The following is a 15,683-nucleotide window of genomic DNA, read 5'->3' as shown; positions in this document are numbered from 1 at the left end:
GAATCACCAGCCGGAATCGGTGACTCCGCCGTCCCGGCCCCGCCCCGGCCGCACTTCGACGTCCTCGAATTCCGGTGCGCCGGAAACGTTCTCCAGTTCGGCCACCCGCTCGGCCGAGTTCAGCGGCGCGGTCGACACCGGCGGCGCGGCCGGCATCATGGCGCCGAAATCCGGCATGCCCTCCACCAGATCGGACAGCTTGGGCAGGCGCGAGCGCCGCTCCTGGAACGGCTGCATCAGTTCCGCGCCCTTGCGGGCCACCTCCGCCGACGCCCCCTGCGCCGCCTCGGTGACCGCCCGCGCGATCTCGGCATAGCTCAGATCCGCTATGCCGGAACCGAATTTGGTTTCGATGACGGTGCCGTCCGCGTTCACGGTGACCGTCACCCGCTTGCGCACGGTGACGCTCGCGGTCAGCTGGACGCGCTCCTGCTGGATGCGCGCCACCTGCCGCATCTGCTCCTGCACTTCCTCCAGCACGGCGTGCATCTCGGCCTTGGCCCGCTCGTTCGGCATGGATCAGCGCCCCGACCGGCCGTAAGCCCGGCCACTGTTGAAATCGGTGTCGCGCAGGTCCTTCGCCGCCTTCAGCTGCGCGTCGGAGAAGTTGTCGAAGGTGCCGGACATATTGCGGCCGCCCTTCACAAGATTCACCGATGTCGCCTGGTAACCGTTTGCGCCATTGGCGAATTGGTCGCCGATCTCGTCGGTGCCCCACGGACGCCCGCGCGCCGCGAGCGAGGACTCCAGGGTGTCGAGCACCTTGTTGATGCGATCGCGGACATCGCCGGTCTTGCCGCCGGCCTTACCCAGCAGGTCGATGTAGGCCTGCACCTTGTCCGTCATCGCCGTCACTCCTCATCACAATTCGCGGGCGGAACCGCACCCGTTCTGTGGATCGCGCACCGGAACGCTAGTGCGCCACGGTAACCGGACCATTGCCCGAACTTGAACGGCAGTTGCTCGCCAGGTAGCCAACCACTGTGCACCGCAGCGTGATTCGTGCGCACAGCAGCGAAAACCGGCTACTCCGACGCAGAGTGCCGACGGTTGTGCTCGGCGATCATGCGATCCAGCAACTCGTCGGCCGCGCGGGCATTGGAACCGTCCAGCTGCCCGGCGAACGCGGCCCGCGCCGCGTCCACCAGCTGCTGCGTCACATTCGGGAAGGCCGCCGCCAGCGACCGCAGCGCCGTCGAGGTCTCATCGTCCAGACCCGTGTCGGAGTGCAGCCCCTCCCCCGCGAGCGCCGAACGCAATTCGGCCTCGAAGTTCGCGCGCAACTCCGGCTCGGAAGGATGTTCGAAACGCACTATCCCTGCACCTCCCAATGGTTTTCGACACGACTGTGCAGCTTGTCCAGCCACGCGTCGATCCGGTCGGACAGCTCACGGGCACTCACCCCGACCGCCGTCGGGGAGTCCGACGGCAACTCGATCAGGTACCGGCCGTCGTCCGGCAGATCCCGCCACAACATGCTGTGCTCGATCAAACCACGCGGGCCGAAACTCGACTGGCCCTGATGCAGGGTGATGGTGCCGGTCTTGATCGCCGGAATGCCGAAGAACCGGTCGTGATCGTAGGCATCCGCGTATTCGACATCCTCGGAGACCAGCGACCGCGGACGATGCCAGTCGTCCTCGGTCCCCGGAACCTCGGTGTTCCGCAGCGCGATTCCGGAGTGCCGGCCCGCGCCGACCTGCGGCAGCAGCTCCACGATGCCGTCGGCCAGACCGTGCGGACCGCAGTCGATGAGGGTGTACCCGCTCGCGTGCCGTTGAGTCCGGCCCGGATGCTGCACGATCAGGTAGCCGCGCGCATCCGAGCGCGCCGCGCGGATTCTGATCCACTCCTGCGGATTCTCCCGATCGTCGTCACGCCAGGCCCGCACCCGGACGAACACCTCGGGCCGCTGGATCATCGGCAAGATCTCGCGCAGCGCGGGATCGACGGTGGGCTGCAACCGATCCCACGTCTCGAACTTCGCGTGCTCGAAATCGTCCAACTTCTCGATATCGCTCCGGAAGGTGAGCGGACCAGGCAGCCGGCGGCCGACGAAACGCTCCCAGAGCACCCGGAACTCCAGATCGGTGAATTCCCAGCGCTTGCTCATACCTCCAGCACCTCGTCCGCCGGGGCGACGACCGCCGGAGCCGGCTCGGTGTCATTGAGCCGGAAGCCGGTGTCGGGCTGCGGTTCCGCGGTGAGTCCGGGGGTGATCTGCGTCCAATCCTGTGGGCCGGTACCGGTTTCGGGCACCGAGGCGCGCGGAAGCACCTGCGTGGTCGTGGCGGCGCCGTCGTCCACGGTCGCGGCATTGGTCACCGTGGCATCGGCGGTCGCAATGCCCAGCATTTCGCCGAGCGGGTTGAACGCGGTGTTGGTGCTGATCAACGCGGCCAGTTCCGGAGACGACGCGAGCGCCGCCTTCAACTCCGGGTACTTCTCGAAAACGCCTGTGAGGCCGGAGAAGTCATTGGTCGCGGGGGTGGTCGTGTCGTCGGTGGTGTCGGCGCCCTGCAACTTCTCGAGCGCCTCGATCAGCTCCGGCAGCTGCTGCGCGAGGGTCGGCAGCGTCTGGGTGATGGTGCTCAGCAAGGACGTCAGAGCCGACTGAATGCTCGAACTGTCGTTGGAGCCGTTGCCGGAATTGCCACTGCCCGAACCGGAACCACCGGAACCGGAACCACCACTACCCGAGCCGGAACCGCCACTGCCGGTGCCACCGCCACCGTTTCCGGTGCCGCCACCGCCTTGGCCACCACCCTGACCTCCGCCTTGGCCACCACCCTGACCTCCACCTTGGCCACCACCCTGGCCACCGCCCTGGCCACCGCCCTGGCCTCCACCTTGGCCACCGCCTTGACCGCCGCCCTGGCCTCCACCTTGACCGCCGCCTTGACCGCCGCCCTGGCCTCCACCTTGACCGCCGCCCTGGCCTCCACCCTGACCGCCGCCCTGGCCTCCACCCTGACCGCCGCCCTGGCCTCCACCCTGACCGCCGCCCTGGCCTCCACCCTGACCGCCGCCCTGGCCACCACCCTGACCGCCGCCCTGGCCACCACCCTGACCACCACCTTGGCCACCACCCTGGCCACCACCCTGGCCGTCACCCTGGCCGTCCTTGGGCTTCTCGTCCTTCGGCTTCAGCTCCCCCGGGGTCGGCGGATTGGCCTCGGTCACAATGGGAAACGCCTTGTCCGAATACGGCAGCTCATCGGCGTAATGCGTCTTGTACTTCTCCTGGTACTCGTCTTCGTCGTCACCGCAGGCGGATTCGACGGGATCGGTCGGCATGTGCGCCTTGGTCGACGTCAGCCACAGCGCCGTGAACGCGAGGTTCTCATCGGCCACCTTCATGCAGTTCGCGAGCGCCATCGCCGTATTGCCGTACCTGCCGATCGCAGCCACCGCCGCGTCGCCCGCACTGCTCTCCCAGCTCTCCGCGGTCAGACTCACGAAATTCGTCTTGAGCGTGTTCGCGGCCTTGATCACCTGCTCCGTCAGGTACTGGTATTCCATCGCCGCATTGCCGACATGTTCGGCATTGATGGCGACCCCGAGGTCGTAGAGTTCGCGGAGGCCGAGCCGCTCCGGATTCTCGGCGGTGGTCGCCGGTTGGGGCCGCTCGGTTTTCACCGAGGGGTCGGTGATCGAGGTCGGGGGCGTGCGGTTCGCCTTGGAGTCGATGGGCGTGGTGAACTTCGGCACCGAACCGGTGAGCGTGGCCTTGCCGGGATCGCGGCTGACCAGCGTGAGTTTCTCGAAGATCCCCCCGGTGTCCTTCTCCGAGTCCTTGTACCTGGTCCCGGCGTCCTTGAACATGTCCACCAGGTCGTTCAATGCGGCGATGTGCTTGGTTATCTGCAGATCCACCTGGGCCGCGAGGACATTGAACTTGCCGGCCAGCTCGATGCCAGAATCCAGGCCGCCGAACTTCTCGCCGTCCATCTTGCCGATCTGACTCCCGTTGGCGTGCGCCTGGACGGCCTTGAGCGTGCCGATCATGTCGGAACACGCCTGCGCGCATTTCAGCGCCACCCCCAGATCGATCTTGACCTTCTGGCCCTTGCCGTAATCGGCCCAGCCCGACTCACCCACGAAGCACGCCTCCGATGCCACCTTTTGCACGCCAATCAGCCGAAACACCGTATGCCGCAAGAGTTACCGGAAAATGGCTACAGATTGAAGACCCGGCGGATTCCCCGGCGAAACGCATACGGGAGGATCGCAGGCATGCGAGTACTGGTGCAGCGCGTGAGCTCCGCGCAGGTGACCGTGGACGGCGCGGTGGTCGGGCGCATAGACCCGGCGGCGCACGGCGCGCCCCAGGGATTGGTGGCGCTGGTCGGCGTCACCCACAGCGATACCGAGGCGACCGCGAAAGCCTTGGCCGACAAGCTGTTCCGGCTGCGCATTCTCGACGGTGAGCGTTCCGCCGCCGATCTGGGCGCGCCGATTCTGGTGATCAGCCAGTTCACCCTCTACGCCGACACCGCCAAGGGCCGTCGCCCGTCCTGGTCGGCGGCCGCGCCGGGACCGGTCGCCGAGCCGCTCGTCGACGCGTTCGCGGCCACCCTGCGGGAATTGGGCGCCACCGTCGCGACGGGACGTTTCGGCGCTCATATGCACGTGGAACTGACCAATGACGGGCCGGTCACCATCCTTCTCGAATCCTGAATTCGGACAAATCTCGCACAGATAATCCGGTCCGGGGAAATAGGGCGAGACCTGCGACACGTATCCGGAATTCCGTGACAGAAAGAATAAACAAGCGCGTTTCACAAGCGAGTAATGTCCCAGGTAGAGACAAACAGTCTCGAGAATCCTGAAGGACAATTTCCCATGAAGAAGAGCTTTGTCACCAAGGCCGGAATCGGCGCCGTCGCCGTAGCTGTCCCGGCATTCCTCATGAGCGTCGGCGCGGGCACCGCCTCGGCCGCCACCCCCGAAACCCCGGCCCAGCCGGTCGCAGCCGTGCAGCCCGTCGCCGCCCCCGCCTCCAACCCGATCGCCAGCGGCGCGGCCGTGGGCGCGGGCATCGGCGCCGGTGTGGGCGCGGTCGGCGGCGGCATCGTCGGCGGCGTGGCCGGACTGCCCGCCGGCGCGGCCGGTGCCGTGATCGGCGGCGGCGTGGGCGCGGTCACCGGTGCCGCCATCGGCAGCGTCGTCGGCGCTCCCGCCGTAGTGACCGAGATCGGCACCATTCCCGGCGGTGCGATCACCGGCGGACTCGTCGGCGCGGGCCTCGGCTTCGCCGCCGGTGAAGCCGTCCCCGTGGCCGTGGGCGCGGGCATCGGAGCCGCCATCGGCACCGGCGTGGGCGCGGGCATCGGCGCGGCCGTGGGCGCCACCAACCCCAGCGTCGTCCCGAACGTGGTGCAGTAGAACCACACTGCCGACTACGCCTGAAAGGCCCGCTCCGGAAATCCCGGAGACGGGCCTTTCATCGTTTCGCACGAGCGAGCGCGCGAATGCCGCAACGCGAGAATCTGGTTAGAGTGGCGACCATGCTCCTGTGGATCAACGGCCCCTTCGGCGGCGGAAAGACCCAGACCGCATACGAATTGCACCGCCGACTCCCCGGCAGCGTCGTATGCGACCCGGAAATGGTCGGTTTCGGCATACACCGCACCATCCCCGCCGAATTGCGTACGGATTTCCAGGATTTCCCCGCCTGGCGGCAAGGCGTATTCGAAGCCCTCGACCTGGTGCTGAGAAAACACGACGGTGTCGTCATCGCCCCGATGACCGTGGTGGTCCCGGCCTATTTCGACGAAACGGTAGGCCGCCTTCGCGAATCCGGCCACGACGTGCGGCATTTCGCCCTGCTCGCCGAACACGCGACGGTCGCGAACAGACTCCGCGAGCGCGAATGGTTCGGCCTGCGCCCCGAAAGCTGGGCCATCGCCCGCATCGACCCCTGCCTCGAAGCCCTCCAGGCCCCCGAATTCGCCGAACACATCCACACCGACCATATCGACATCACCGAGGTCGCCGACCGCATCGCGGCCTCCGCCGGCCTCACCCTCACCCCCGACACCGACGGCCCGATCCGCACCCGGTTGCGCCGAGCTCTGGTGGGAGTCCGGCACATTCGGTTCTGACGGGCGCTAGGAGACCCAGCCGCCGGTCAGGCCCTGCACCCTGGAACCATCCAGGTCCAACAGCTTGTTGGTGACGAAATCCCTTGCCCAGTCGGAGGTTTGCCAGCGGAAGACGATCGGTTCGGCGGTCAGCGCCTGCATCACCACCGCCGCAACCTCTTCCGCGGTCTGCCCGACCGTGTAGGCGCCCAGGGTGCGCTCGATGTACGCCTTCAGCGCGGGAGCGTACGGGCCCGCTTCGGCAATGGCATGGGCCGGGTTCACCCCCGCGTTGGCCACGAATTCCGTTGCCACGGCACCGGGTTCGACCAGGCTCACGCCCACGCCGACCGTGGCGGCCACCGGAGCCAGGCTCTCCATGAAGCCTTCCACCGCGAACTTGGCGGCACAGTACGCCTCATTGAACGGCTGGCCGACCACGCCGCCGACACTCGACACCGTCACCACCCGGCCCCCGGACGCGCGCAGGTGCGGCATGGCCGCGCGGGTCACCTCGACCACGCCGAAGAAGTTGACCTCCAGCGCCCGCCGGATCTCCGCCATCGGCAGGTTCTCCACCGTGCCGAGCACCGACGCGCCCGCATTGTTGACCACGGCATCCAGTCGCCCGTAATCCGCGATCACCCCGGCCAGGCAGTCCGCCACCGACTTCGCGTCCGTCACATCGAGTGTGCGGACATCCGCGCCCGTGGACCGCACCGCATCACCACGATCCGGATTCCGCAGCGTGGCAACCACCCGATACCCCGCGTCGACGGCCGCCGCCGCCAGCGCGAGCCCGATACCCGTCGACGTTCCGGTGATGAGCACAACCTTGTCGGCCATGCGCCCATCCAACACGAGAAACGCCGCACCCTCCGGGAAGGAGGATGCGGCGTTTCCTGCGGAAAGTACCTATTCCGGACGCAGGGTCAGGATGCGGGGGCCGTCCTCGGTGACGGCGACCGTGTGCTCCCAGTGCGCGGCGCGGGAACCATCGGTGGTGACGACTGTCCAATCGTCTTCCAGGACTTTGGTTTCCGTGGTGCCGAGCGTCAGCATGGGCTCGATGGCGAGCACCGAGCCGACGCGCAGCAGCGGGCCCTTGCCCGGCTTGCCCTCATTGGGGAGGAACGGATCCATGTGCATCTCACGGCCGATGGCGTGCCCGCCGTAGCCGTCGACGATGCCGTAGGCGCGGCCGTGCTCGGCTTCCGCTGCCCGCGTACCCATTTCGATGGCGTACGAGACATCGGTGAGGCGGTTGCCCGGGAGCATGGCGGCGATACCGGCCTCCATGGAGATCCGGGTGGCCTCGCTGAGCAGGCGGTCGGCCTCGATGATCTGGCCGACGCCGAACGTCCACGCCGAATCACCGTGCCAGCCGTCCAGGATGGCGCCGCAGTCGATCGACACCAGGTCGCCCTCGGACAGCACCTCGTCCTTGGTCGGGATGCCGTGCACCACACGGTCGTTCACCGAGGAGCAGATCGAGCCCGGGAAGCCGTGGTAGCCCTTGAAGGACGGGACCGCTCCGGCATCGCGGATGACCTGCTCTGCGACCTCGTCCAACTCCAGGGTGGAAACCCCGGGCTTGGCGGCATTACGCACCGCCACCAGCGCACGACCGACGACAGCGCCGACCGCCGCCATGGCGTCCAGTTCACCGGCGGTGCGGAACGGCACCACCTTCTTGGTCTTCCGGCCGAAGACCATTAACGGCCCAGGGCCTTCAGGATCCGCGCATTGACCTCGTCGATCTCGCCGACGCCGTCGATGGCGGTGATGTGTCCGTCGTAGTAGGACAGCAGCGGCTCGGTCTCCTCGCGGTACACGCGCATGCGGTTGCGAATGACCTCTTCGGTGTCGTCGGCGCGCTTACGGGCGAGCATGCGCTCGACCAGGATCTCCTCGGCGACCTCGAGCGAGATGACCGAATCGAGCTCGTGGCCCGACTCCTTCAGCATCTTCTCCAGGGCCTCGGCCTGATCGATGGTGCGCGGGTAGCCGTCCAGCACGAAGCCGTTCACCGCGTCCGGCTCGGCGATGCGCGCCTCGACCATGCGGTTGGTGACGTCGGAGGGCACCAGGTTGCCCGCGTCCAGGTACTGCTGCGCCTCACGGCCGAGCGGAGTCTGCTCGGAGATGTTGGTGCGGAAGAGATTCCCGGTGGAGATGTGCGGGACACCGAGTTTCTCCGCAACCTGTTCGGCCTGCGTGCCTTTACCGGCGCCGGGCGGTCCGAGAAAAACAAGTCTCACTTCAGGAACCCTTCGTAGTTACGGTTCATCAATTGGCTCTCGATCTGCTTCACCGTATCGAGGCCGACACTCACGATGATCAGCACCGCGGTACCGCCGAACGGCAAGTTCTGCACACCGGAGTTGTTACCGATATTCAGGAAGACATTCGGGAGCACCGCCACCGCGCCCAGATAGATCGAGCCGGGCAGCGTGATACGGCTGAGGACGTAGTTCAGGTAATCGGCGGTGGGCTTGCCCGGACGGTAACCCGGGATGAAGCCGCCGAACTTCTTCATCTCGTCCGCGCGCTCTTCAGGGTTGAAGGTGATCGCGACGTAGAAGTAGGTGAAGAACACGATCAGTGCGAAGTAGATCGTCACATAGACCGGGTTGCTCGGGTTGACGAGGTACTTGGAGATGAACTCCTGCCACTTCGCCGGATCGCCGGAATTGCTCTTGGTCAACTGCGCCAGCAGGTTCGGCAGGTACAGCAGCGAGGACGCGAAGATCACCGGGATGACGCCGGCCTGGTTCACCTTCAGCGGCAGGTAGGTCGAGGAACCGCCGTACATCTTGCGGCCCACCACGCGCTTGGCGTACTGCACCGGAATCCGGCGCTGACCCTGCTCGACGAAGATGACGCCGACGATGACCACCAGCGCGGCCAGGATGACCAGCGCGAACTTGATCTTGGAACCGGAATCCCAGATGGTCTTGCCCTCGGCCGGAATACGGGCCGCGATACCGGCGAAGATGAGCAGCGACATACCGTTGCCGATACCGCGCTCGGTGATCTGCTCGCCGAACCACATGACCAGCGCCGCACCGGCCGTCATGACCAGCACGATGATGACCATGCCGAAAATGCTCGTGTCGTCGAGGATGTCCTTGGCACAGCCCTGCAGCAGCTGACCGCGCGCAGCGAGCGCGACAAGACCCGTCGACTGGAGAACGGCCAGCGCGATCGACAGATAACGCGTGTACTGCGTCATCTTCGACTGCCCAGCTTGGCCTTCTTTTCGCAGTTCCTCGAACCGCGGAATGACGACGGTCAGCAGCTGGATGATGATGCTCGCCGTGATGTAGGGCATGATGCCGATCGCGAACACCGAGAGCTGCAGCAGCGCGCCGCCGGAGAAAAGGTTGATCAGCTGGTAGATGCCAGCGGAATCGCCGCCGTTGACCTGATCAACACAGTATTGAACGTTCTTGTAACTGACGCCCGGGGAGGGCAGCGAGGCACCGAGCCGGTACAACGCGATCAGGCCCAGCGTGAAGAGAATCTTCCGCCGTAAGTCCGGGGTCCGGAAAGCCGACACGAAGGCGGAAAGCACAGATCCTCCTGGCTAACGACATGGGTCAGGCCATGACTTCAGCGATTGGACAACGCCGATAGACATGACGGTGTTGGCAGACAACACTTGAACTTTAACAGTGACACCGGGCGAGCTCGCGGCTCGCCCGGTGCCTCTGTGTTTTCAGCCTACCGTCAGGCCAGCGTGGTGGCAGTGCCACCGGCCGCGGTGATCTTCTCCGCAGCGGAGCCGGAGAACTTGTCGGCGGAAACCTGAACGGCCACACCGATTTCGCCCTCGCCGAGCACCTTCACGAGCTCGTTCTTGCGAACGAGACCCGCGGCGACCAATTCGGCCTTGCCCACGGCGCCGCCCTGCGGGAACAGGCGGGCGATGTCACCGACGTTCACGACCTGGTATTCGGTGCGGAACGGGTTGGTGAAGCCCTTGAGCTTGGGCAGACGCATGTGAATCGGCATCTGACCGCCCTCGAAGCGGACCGGGACGTTCTTGCGAGCCTTCGTACCCTTGGTACCGCGGCCCGCGGTCTTGCCCTTCGAGCCCTCACCGCGACCCACACGGGTCTTCTCGGTCTTGGACCCGGGGGCCGGACGCAGGTGGTGCAACTTGATGGTCATGCTTAGACCTCCTCAACCTGAACGAGGTGGCGCACGACGTTGATCAGGCCGCGGTTCTGCGCATTGTCCTCACGCACCACGGTCTGGCGGATGCCACGCAGCCCGAGGGTGCGCAGCGAGTCCCGCTGATTCGACTTGGCGCCGATGGACGACTTGATCTGGGTCACCTTGAGCTGTGCCATATCAGTGAGCTCCCTGTCCCGCGCGCGCCCGCAGCATGCCCGCAGGAGCAACATCCTCGATCGGCAGACCGCGGCGAGCGGCAACCTCTTCGGGGCGCTGCAGCTGCTTCAGAGCAGCAACGGTGGCGTGCACGACGTTGATGGCGTTGTCGCTACCGAGCGACTTGGCCAGGATGTCGTGGATACCAGCGCATTCCAGCACGGCACGGGCCGCGCCACCGGCGATCACACCGGTACCGGGCGAAGCCGGACGCAGCATGACGACACCGGCCGCCGCCTCACCCTGAACCGGGTGAGTGATGGTGGAACCGATCATCGGGACGCGGAAGAAGCCCTTGCGAGCCTCCTCGACACCCTTCTGAATGGCAGCGGGAACTTCCTTGGCCTTGCCGTAGCCGACGCCGACCAGACCGTTGCCGTCACCCACGATCACGAGGGCGGTGAAGCTGAAGCGACGACCACCCTTCACGACCTTGGAGACGCGGTTGATCGCGACTACGCGCTCGAGCTGGTTGCTCTTCTCCTGCTGCTGCTGGTCGCGGCGGTCGTTACGACGACCCCGGCCACCCTCACGGTCATTGCTGCCATTCTGGCCGGCGGGACCGTTGTTTCCGCCGTCACGCCGCTGACGTCCCGGCATCAGACGTTCCCTTCGTTCGCAGTGTTGATCATCAGAACTTCAGCCCACCTTCACGGGCGGCATCGGCGAGGGCCGCGATACGGCCGTGGTAGTCGTGACCACCACGGTCGAACACGACCGCCTCGACGCCGGCGGCCTTGGCGCGGGCGGCGATGAGCTCGCCGACCTTGGCGCCCTTGGCGGACTTGTCACCCTCGAGCGCACGCACATCGGCCTCGATGGACGACGCGGCGGCAATGGTCTTGCCGGCGGAGTCGTCGATGAGCTGAGCGTGCAGGTGACGCGAAGAGCGGTTCACGACGAGGCGCGGACGCTCCGAAGTGCCGACGACCTTCTTGCGCAGACGGAAGTGACGACGCGTCTTCGAGAGACGACGCTTGGTCGAAACGTCCTTGCCGACCGGCAGGCGCTTGGCCTTCTGGTTCTCAGTCTGTGCCATGGCTTACTTACCCGTCTTTCCGACCTTGCGGCGAACGACCTCGCCGGCGTAGCGGATGCCCTTGCCCTTGTACGGGTCGGGCTTACGCAGGCCGTGGATCACCGCGGCGATCTGGCCGACCTTCTGCTTGTCGATGCCGGACACCGAGAACTTGGTCGGGGACTCCACCGCGAAGGTGATGCCCTCGGGGGCGTCGACCGGAACCGGATGCGAGTAGCCCAGGGCGAACTCCAGGTTCGAGCCCTTGGCCTGCACGCGGTAACCGACGCCGAAGATTTCCATCTTCTTCTCGTAGCCCTGGGTCACACCGATGATCATGTTGTTGATCAGGGTGCGGGTCAGGCCGTGCAGCGAGCGGTTCAGGCGCTCGTCGTTCGGACGAACGACCTCGAGCTCACCGTTCTCGGCCTTGGTAACAGTGATCGGCTCCGCGACCACGTGCGACAGGGTGCCCTTGGAACCCTTCACCGTGATGTTCTGGCCGTCGATGGTGACCTCGACGCCGGCGGGAACCGGGATCGGCTTCTTACCGATACGCGACATTGTTCCTACCTCCCTTACCAGACGTAGGCGAGGACTTCCCCGCCTACACTCTGCTGCTTGGCCTGACGGTCGGTAAGCAGACCCTGGGACGTGGAGATGATGGCCACGCCGAGGCCGCCCAGCACCTTGGGCAGGTTGGTGGACTTCGCGTAAACCCGCAGACCCGGCTTCGACACGCGACGCACACCCTGCAGGGAGCGCTCACGGGACGGGCCGTACTTCAGGTCGACGATCAGGGTCTTGCCGACGGTCGCATCTTCGGTGCGGTAATCGGCGATGTAGCCCTCACGCTTCAGGATCTCGGCGATGTTCGCCTTGAGCTTGGAGTGCGGAGCCTTCACCTGATCGTGGTACGCCGAGTTGGCGTTGCGCAGACGGGTCAAGAAGTCTGCGATCGGATCAGTCATGGTCATGAGTTGACCGCTACCTTTCTCGCCGCGGTTCCCATCCAGCACCGTCAAAAAGCGGCGGTCGTGGGCCTACGACAATTCGGGATTCGGTCCAGCCGGGGTTGCCCGACCGGATAATTGCGCCTCTCGGGCGTATGGCCGACGCAGACGCGTACGGACATAGCTGTGCCCAAGCAACCGGTCCAGTGTAAACAAGGCCCCCACCAGGGCCAAATCGGGGTCCGCCGAGGTGGCGGGGGCCACACGTCACGGGAAGAGCGTGAGCACCTCGTCCATCACCGCGGCGACCACCTCCGAGTTCGCGCCACTCACCGAGACGATCGGAATCCGGGAGTCGGGCAACGCCGGGTCGATCACGGGGCCCAGCACCGCGGTGTGAAAGGTGTACTCGGACAAAACCTTGCGATACACCGGATACCGGGCGCCTGCGAGCAACTCGTCCCGCTCGGTATCGAAGGCCAGCCGCTCTTCCTGATAGTCGTAGTTCACCGTGACCTCATCACCACGATAAGCGAAATCACAGGTCTGCATTCTCCGATGCGCCGCGTCGACCGTCGCCCCCAGCCGCGACAGCACCGCACAGGGATCAGCATTGGTGAGAATCGTCCGCACCGTCTCCGGCGCGGTGCCGCGCGGCGGTTCCTTCATCCACTCCGTCAAGGCAACCGCCAGCAGCGACTCCGCGACCGGACACGGCTCGGTGCCGAGCTCGGTGCTGATCAACATCATCAGGCCGCCACCGGCGGGAAACCGTGACGTCACCTGGCAGCTTCGGAGGACGGTCTTGGCGAAATCCGCCGCATCGACGCCGTCGCGGTCCGCCAGGAACGACGCCGGCACCCCCGCCACGGTCTTCTCGACGCCCTTACCGGACCCCTGAAGGGTTCCGCCGATGACGGCCAAGCTTGCCCCGGTCCCCTTGCCCGGCTGGTCCGAACCGGCGTTCACCTCGCACGTATTCGGCTGATCGTGACGGACCGATCGCACCGGACCGTATTTCTCCAGCTCCGCTCTCGGCAGCAGCGCGCACGGGTCGACTGCACGTTGCCGCCGCAATACCTCCAACCGCTGATCATCGTTCCGCGGCTCGGTGAACCAGAACCCGCTCGGCGGCGCAGGCTCGGTGTCCTTCGCACAACCCACGGCTGCCAACAGCAATATGGCGATCACGGCCGACAGCCGCGCAGACTTTCCCCCTGGAGAACTCACGCGGGGAGTCTGCCGGATCCGGTTCCCGCATCGACACGAGGGGTCAGTGCCTTGCCGTCGACGCATGCGATCGGCGCGCTGGCCAACCGCCCGTGAACTGGGGCGGTGCGGGCGGAGCTCACCGTGAAGCTGTCCGATGCTGTTGCCCGGCAAGCCAATCCGTGCGTCGGCCGCCGGACGTGGCCGAGTCGGCCGGTGGCTGGAATGATCGATGCGGGGGGATGCGGCATGCTTCCTCCAGTTCGGTCCACCGGAGAGTTGTCGTGCGCGAATTGACGCCTGGAGGCGTGCTTCCACTGCCAGACGGAACGCTGACCATGCGGGCGCCGGTGACGTTCGATCTGTCGGTGATCATCACCGGTGACAGCGGCCGGGTCGACGGGGATGCCGATTTCGTGTTCTACAACCAGCCGGACGCGCCCGGGGTGCGACTGCGCGGGAGCGTCGTGACCGTGGAACGAAATCTGTTGCGCGCCGGTGCGACTCGGCTGACCCTGGTGGCCGGTCCGGCCCAGCACGCGATCTCGCCGGGGCAGCTCGAGCTGAGCGTCGGCGGGCGTGGTCTCGAGTTGCGTTTCACCGCCCCGCCCTCCCCCGGGGTGCGAGCGCTGCTGCTCGCCGAGGTGTATCGCCGCAGCGGCGAATGGCGGCTGCGAGCGCTGGGACAGGGTTATGCCGACGGGCTGGCCGGGATCGCGCGCGATTACGGCGTCGAAGTAATCGAGGACAGCGCTCCACCGGCCGCGCCCCCTCCGCGTGCCGGGCTGCCTGCGGGCGCGACGCCGCACGCCGTCCCCTTCGCCGCGGCCACGCGCGCCGCCGACCCGTACGCCGCGAACCCACGATCAGCGGCCCAGCGCGCTGCGGCCGCCGGCGGCACGCCGATCAGCGCCGATGTCTCCGAGGTCATCGCGCGCACGAACGCCGAGCGGGCGCGGCACGGGCTGCGGCCACTCGCTTCAGATGTCCGATTGAGCGCGGTAGCTCGCGCGCACAGCGGCGACATGCTCGCACGCGGTTACTTCTCGCACACCGGCCTGGACGGGCGGCAACCGTGGGATCGCACGAAGGACGCGGGGATCGACTATCGCGGGATCGCCGAGAACATCGCGTGGGGGCAGCGCAGCGCGGAAGAGGTGGTCGACGGCTGGATGAACAGTCCCGGACACCGCGCGAACATCCTCGCGCCCGACTTCACGCATATCGGCGTCGGCCGGGTGGGCGATCACTGGACGCAACTCTTCGGCCTGACCTGGTGATCTTCGGCGGGCCGAAACCGCCAGGGAGAGAAGGCCGCCGGAATCTTCCGCGGCGAACCGATTAATCCGGCAGGCTCGTCTCGTCCAATATTTCGAGGCCGCAGGGGATGCGGCGACAAACCCACACAGGGACGAGGACAGAACAATGAGCAACCCCGAAACCACCTACACCGCCGAGCCCAACAGCCACGTCGCCACCGTCAGCGCCGTCATCGACGCGCCGAAGGCCGCCGTCTACCGCGCCCACACCGAGATCGACCTGTACCTGCGCTGGTGGGGACCCCGCGAACTCACCAGCAAGGTCGAGAAATTCGAACCCTTCACCGGCGGCTCGTGGCGGATCACGCATGTCGACCCGGAGGGCAACGAGTACGGCTTCCGCGGCGTGTACCACGAGGTCAGCGCCGATCGCATCGTCCATACCTTCGAATTCGACGGCACCCCCGGGCACGTGTCGCTGGAGACCATCACGTTCGAAGAGGTGGACGGGAAGACCAAGGTCACCACTCTGTCGGTGTTCCAGTCCGTCGCGGATCGCGACGGGATGGCGCAGTCGGGGATGGAGGAGTTCGCGCCGATCGGCATGGCTCAGCTGCAGGAAGTGGCAGCCTCGCTGTGACACAGGCCGATTCGGCTGGTGTGGCGGCATCCCGTCGCCGGTCGGTAAACGGGACGAATCGGGTGCGACGTGGGTCACAATCGGCTACTCTTCGAGCACTCTGAGACGCATGGGTCTCAG

The 15,683-nt window shown here is 66.3% G+C and carries 21 protein-coding genes; 5 read left to right on the top strand and 16 right to left on the bottom strand.

What is annotated here, in order from left to right:
- Window positions 1-3: 3 nt before the first annotated feature.
- The 5 genes from H0264_RS05950 to H0264_RS38955 form a co-directional block, all read right to left on the bottom strand.
- Entirely contained in the window at window positions 4-516 is a 513-nt protein-coding gene (locus H0264_RS05950) for a YbaB/EbfC family nucleoid-associated protein (protein WP_181583028.1), read from the bottom strand.
- 3 nt (window positions 517-519) lie between these two features.
- Window positions 520-846, bottom strand: coding sequence for a hypothetical protein (locus H0264_RS05945; protein ID WP_181583027.1), 327 nt, complete (start codon window positions 844-846; stop codon window positions 520-522).
- Window positions 847-1,025: 179 nt separating this feature from the next.
- A complete protein-coding gene (locus tag H0264_RS05940) occupies window positions 1,026-1,313 on the bottom strand; it encodes a hypothetical protein (protein ID WP_181583026.1) in 288 nt (95 codons plus the stop codon).
- Complete coding sequence (locus tag H0264_RS05935) at window positions 1,313-2,113, bottom strand: ESX secretion-associated protein EspG (RefSeq protein ID WP_181583025.1); 801 nt, start codon at window positions 2,111-2,113, stop codon at window positions 1,313-1,315. Before H0264_RS05935 ends, H0264_RS05940 begins: the two co-directional genes overlap by 1 nt.
- Window positions 2,110-4,131, bottom strand: a complete 2,022-nt coding sequence (locus H0264_RS38955) for a hypothetical protein (protein WP_181583024.1) — start codon at window positions 4,129-4,131, stop codon at window positions 2,110-2,112. The genes H0264_RS05935 and H0264_RS38955 overlap by 4 nt, the downstream gene beginning before the upstream one ends.
- 105 nt (window positions 4,132-4,236) lie before the next feature.
- On the opposite strand from H0264_RS38955, the gene dtd reads away from it, so the two are divergent.
- The 3 genes from dtd to H0264_RS05915 all read left to right on the top strand — a co-directional run bounded on the left by dtd (window position 4,237) and on the right by H0264_RS05915 (window position 6,107).
- Window positions 4,237-4,680, top strand: coding sequence for a D-aminoacyl-tRNA deacylase (gene dtd, locus H0264_RS05925; protein ID WP_181583023.1), 444 nt, complete (start codon window positions 4,237-4,239; stop codon window positions 4,678-4,680).
- 165 nt (window positions 4,681-4,845) lie between these two features.
- A complete protein-coding gene (locus H0264_RS05920) occupies window positions 4,846-5,388 on the top strand; it encodes a hypothetical protein (RefSeq protein WP_181583022.1) in 543 nt (180 codons plus the stop codon).
- Between the two features lie 122 nt (window positions 5,389-5,510).
- Window positions 5,511-6,107, top strand: a complete 597-nt coding sequence (locus H0264_RS05915) for an AAA family ATPase (RefSeq protein ID WP_181585320.1) — start codon at window positions 5,511-5,513, stop codon at window positions 6,105-6,107.
- Between the two features lie 6 nt (window positions 6,108-6,113).
- Here H0264_RS05915 and H0264_RS05910 read toward each other — a convergent pair whose 3' ends face one another.
- From H0264_RS05910 to H0264_RS05860, 11 genes are all read right to left on the bottom strand, one after another.
- On the bottom strand, window positions 6,114-6,932 hold the full coding sequence (locus tag H0264_RS05910) for an SDR family NAD(P)-dependent oxidoreductase (RefSeq protein ID WP_181583021.1): 819 nt from the start codon (window positions 6,930-6,932) through the stop codon (window positions 6,114-6,116).
- Between the two features lie 69 nt (window positions 6,933-7,001).
- Window positions 7,002-7,802: a type I methionyl aminopeptidase gene (map, locus tag H0264_RS05905; protein WP_181583020.1), complete on the bottom strand. Its 801-nt coding sequence runs from the start codon at window positions 7,800-7,802 to the stop codon at window positions 7,002-7,004.
- Window positions 7,802-8,347, bottom strand: coding sequence for an adenylate kinase (locus tag H0264_RS05900; protein WP_181583019.1), 546 nt, complete (start codon window positions 8,345-8,347; stop codon window positions 7,802-7,804). Before H0264_RS05900 ends, map begins: the two co-directional genes overlap by 1 nt.
- Window positions 8,344-9,663: a preprotein translocase subunit SecY gene (gene secY / locus H0264_RS05895; protein WP_181583018.1), complete on the bottom strand. Its 1,320-nt coding sequence runs from the start codon at window positions 9,661-9,663 to the stop codon at window positions 8,344-8,346. Before secY ends, H0264_RS05900 begins: the two co-directional genes overlap by 4 nt.
- A 155-nt stretch (window positions 9,664-9,818) precedes the next feature.
- Window positions 9,819-10,262: a 50S ribosomal protein L15 gene (gene rplO / locus H0264_RS05890; protein WP_181583017.1), complete on the bottom strand. Its 444-nt coding sequence runs from the start codon at window positions 10,260-10,262 to the stop codon at window positions 9,819-9,821.
- 2 nt (window positions 10,263-10,264) lie between these two features.
- Window positions 10,265-10,444, bottom strand: a complete 180-nt coding sequence (gene rpmD / locus H0264_RS05885; protein ID WP_181583016.1) for a 50S ribosomal protein L30 — start codon at window positions 10,442-10,444, stop codon at window positions 10,265-10,267.
- 1 nt (window position 10,445) lies between these two features.
- Window positions 10,446-11,084: a 30S ribosomal protein S5 gene (rpsE, locus tag H0264_RS05880; RefSeq protein WP_181583015.1), complete on the bottom strand. Its 639-nt coding sequence runs from the start codon at window positions 11,082-11,084 to the stop codon at window positions 10,446-10,448.
- A gap of 31 nt (window positions 11,085-11,115) precedes the next feature.
- The gene (rplR, locus tag H0264_RS05875; protein ID WP_231084095.1) at window positions 11,116-11,523 is read right to left on the bottom strand and encodes a 50S ribosomal protein L18; all 408 of its coding nucleotides are present in this window, start codon (window positions 11,521-11,523) and stop codon (window positions 11,116-11,118) included.
- 3 nt (window positions 11,524-11,526) lie between these two features.
- Window positions 11,527-12,066, bottom strand: coding sequence for a 50S ribosomal protein L6 (gene rplF, locus H0264_RS05870; protein ID WP_181583014.1), 540 nt, complete (start codon window positions 12,064-12,066; stop codon window positions 11,527-11,529).
- 14 nt (window positions 12,067-12,080) lie between these two features.
- On the bottom strand, window positions 12,081-12,479 hold the full coding sequence (gene rpsH, locus H0264_RS05865; RefSeq protein WP_181583013.1) for a 30S ribosomal protein S8: 399 nt from the start codon (window positions 12,477-12,479) through the stop codon (window positions 12,081-12,083).
- 243 nt (window positions 12,480-12,722) lie between these two features.
- On the bottom strand, window positions 12,723-13,685 hold the full coding sequence (locus tag H0264_RS05860) for a hypothetical protein (protein ID WP_220139951.1): 963 nt from the start codon (window positions 13,683-13,685) through the stop codon (window positions 12,723-12,725).
- A 329-nt stretch (window positions 13,686-14,014) separates the two neighbouring features.
- Between H0264_RS05860 and H0264_RS05855 the strand changes: the two genes are divergently transcribed.
- Window positions 14,015-14,944, top strand: a complete 930-nt coding sequence (locus tag H0264_RS05855; protein ID WP_220139950.1) for a CAP domain-containing protein — start codon at window positions 14,015-14,017, stop codon at window positions 14,942-14,944.
- A 145-nt stretch (window positions 14,945-15,089) separates the two neighbouring features.
- Window positions 15,090-15,563, top strand: coding sequence for an SRPBCC family protein (locus H0264_RS05850; protein WP_181583010.1), 474 nt, complete (start codon window positions 15,090-15,092; stop codon window positions 15,561-15,563).
- Window positions 15,564-15,683 lie beyond the last annotated feature (120 nt).

Origin of the sequence: Nocardia huaxiensis (genome assembly GCF_013744875.1) — a bacterium.
Lineage (GTDB): Bacteria > Actinomycetota > Actinomycetes > Mycobacteriales > Mycobacteriaceae > Nocardia > Nocardia huaxiensis.
This window is presented reverse-complemented; position numbering and strand designations above follow the sequence as displayed.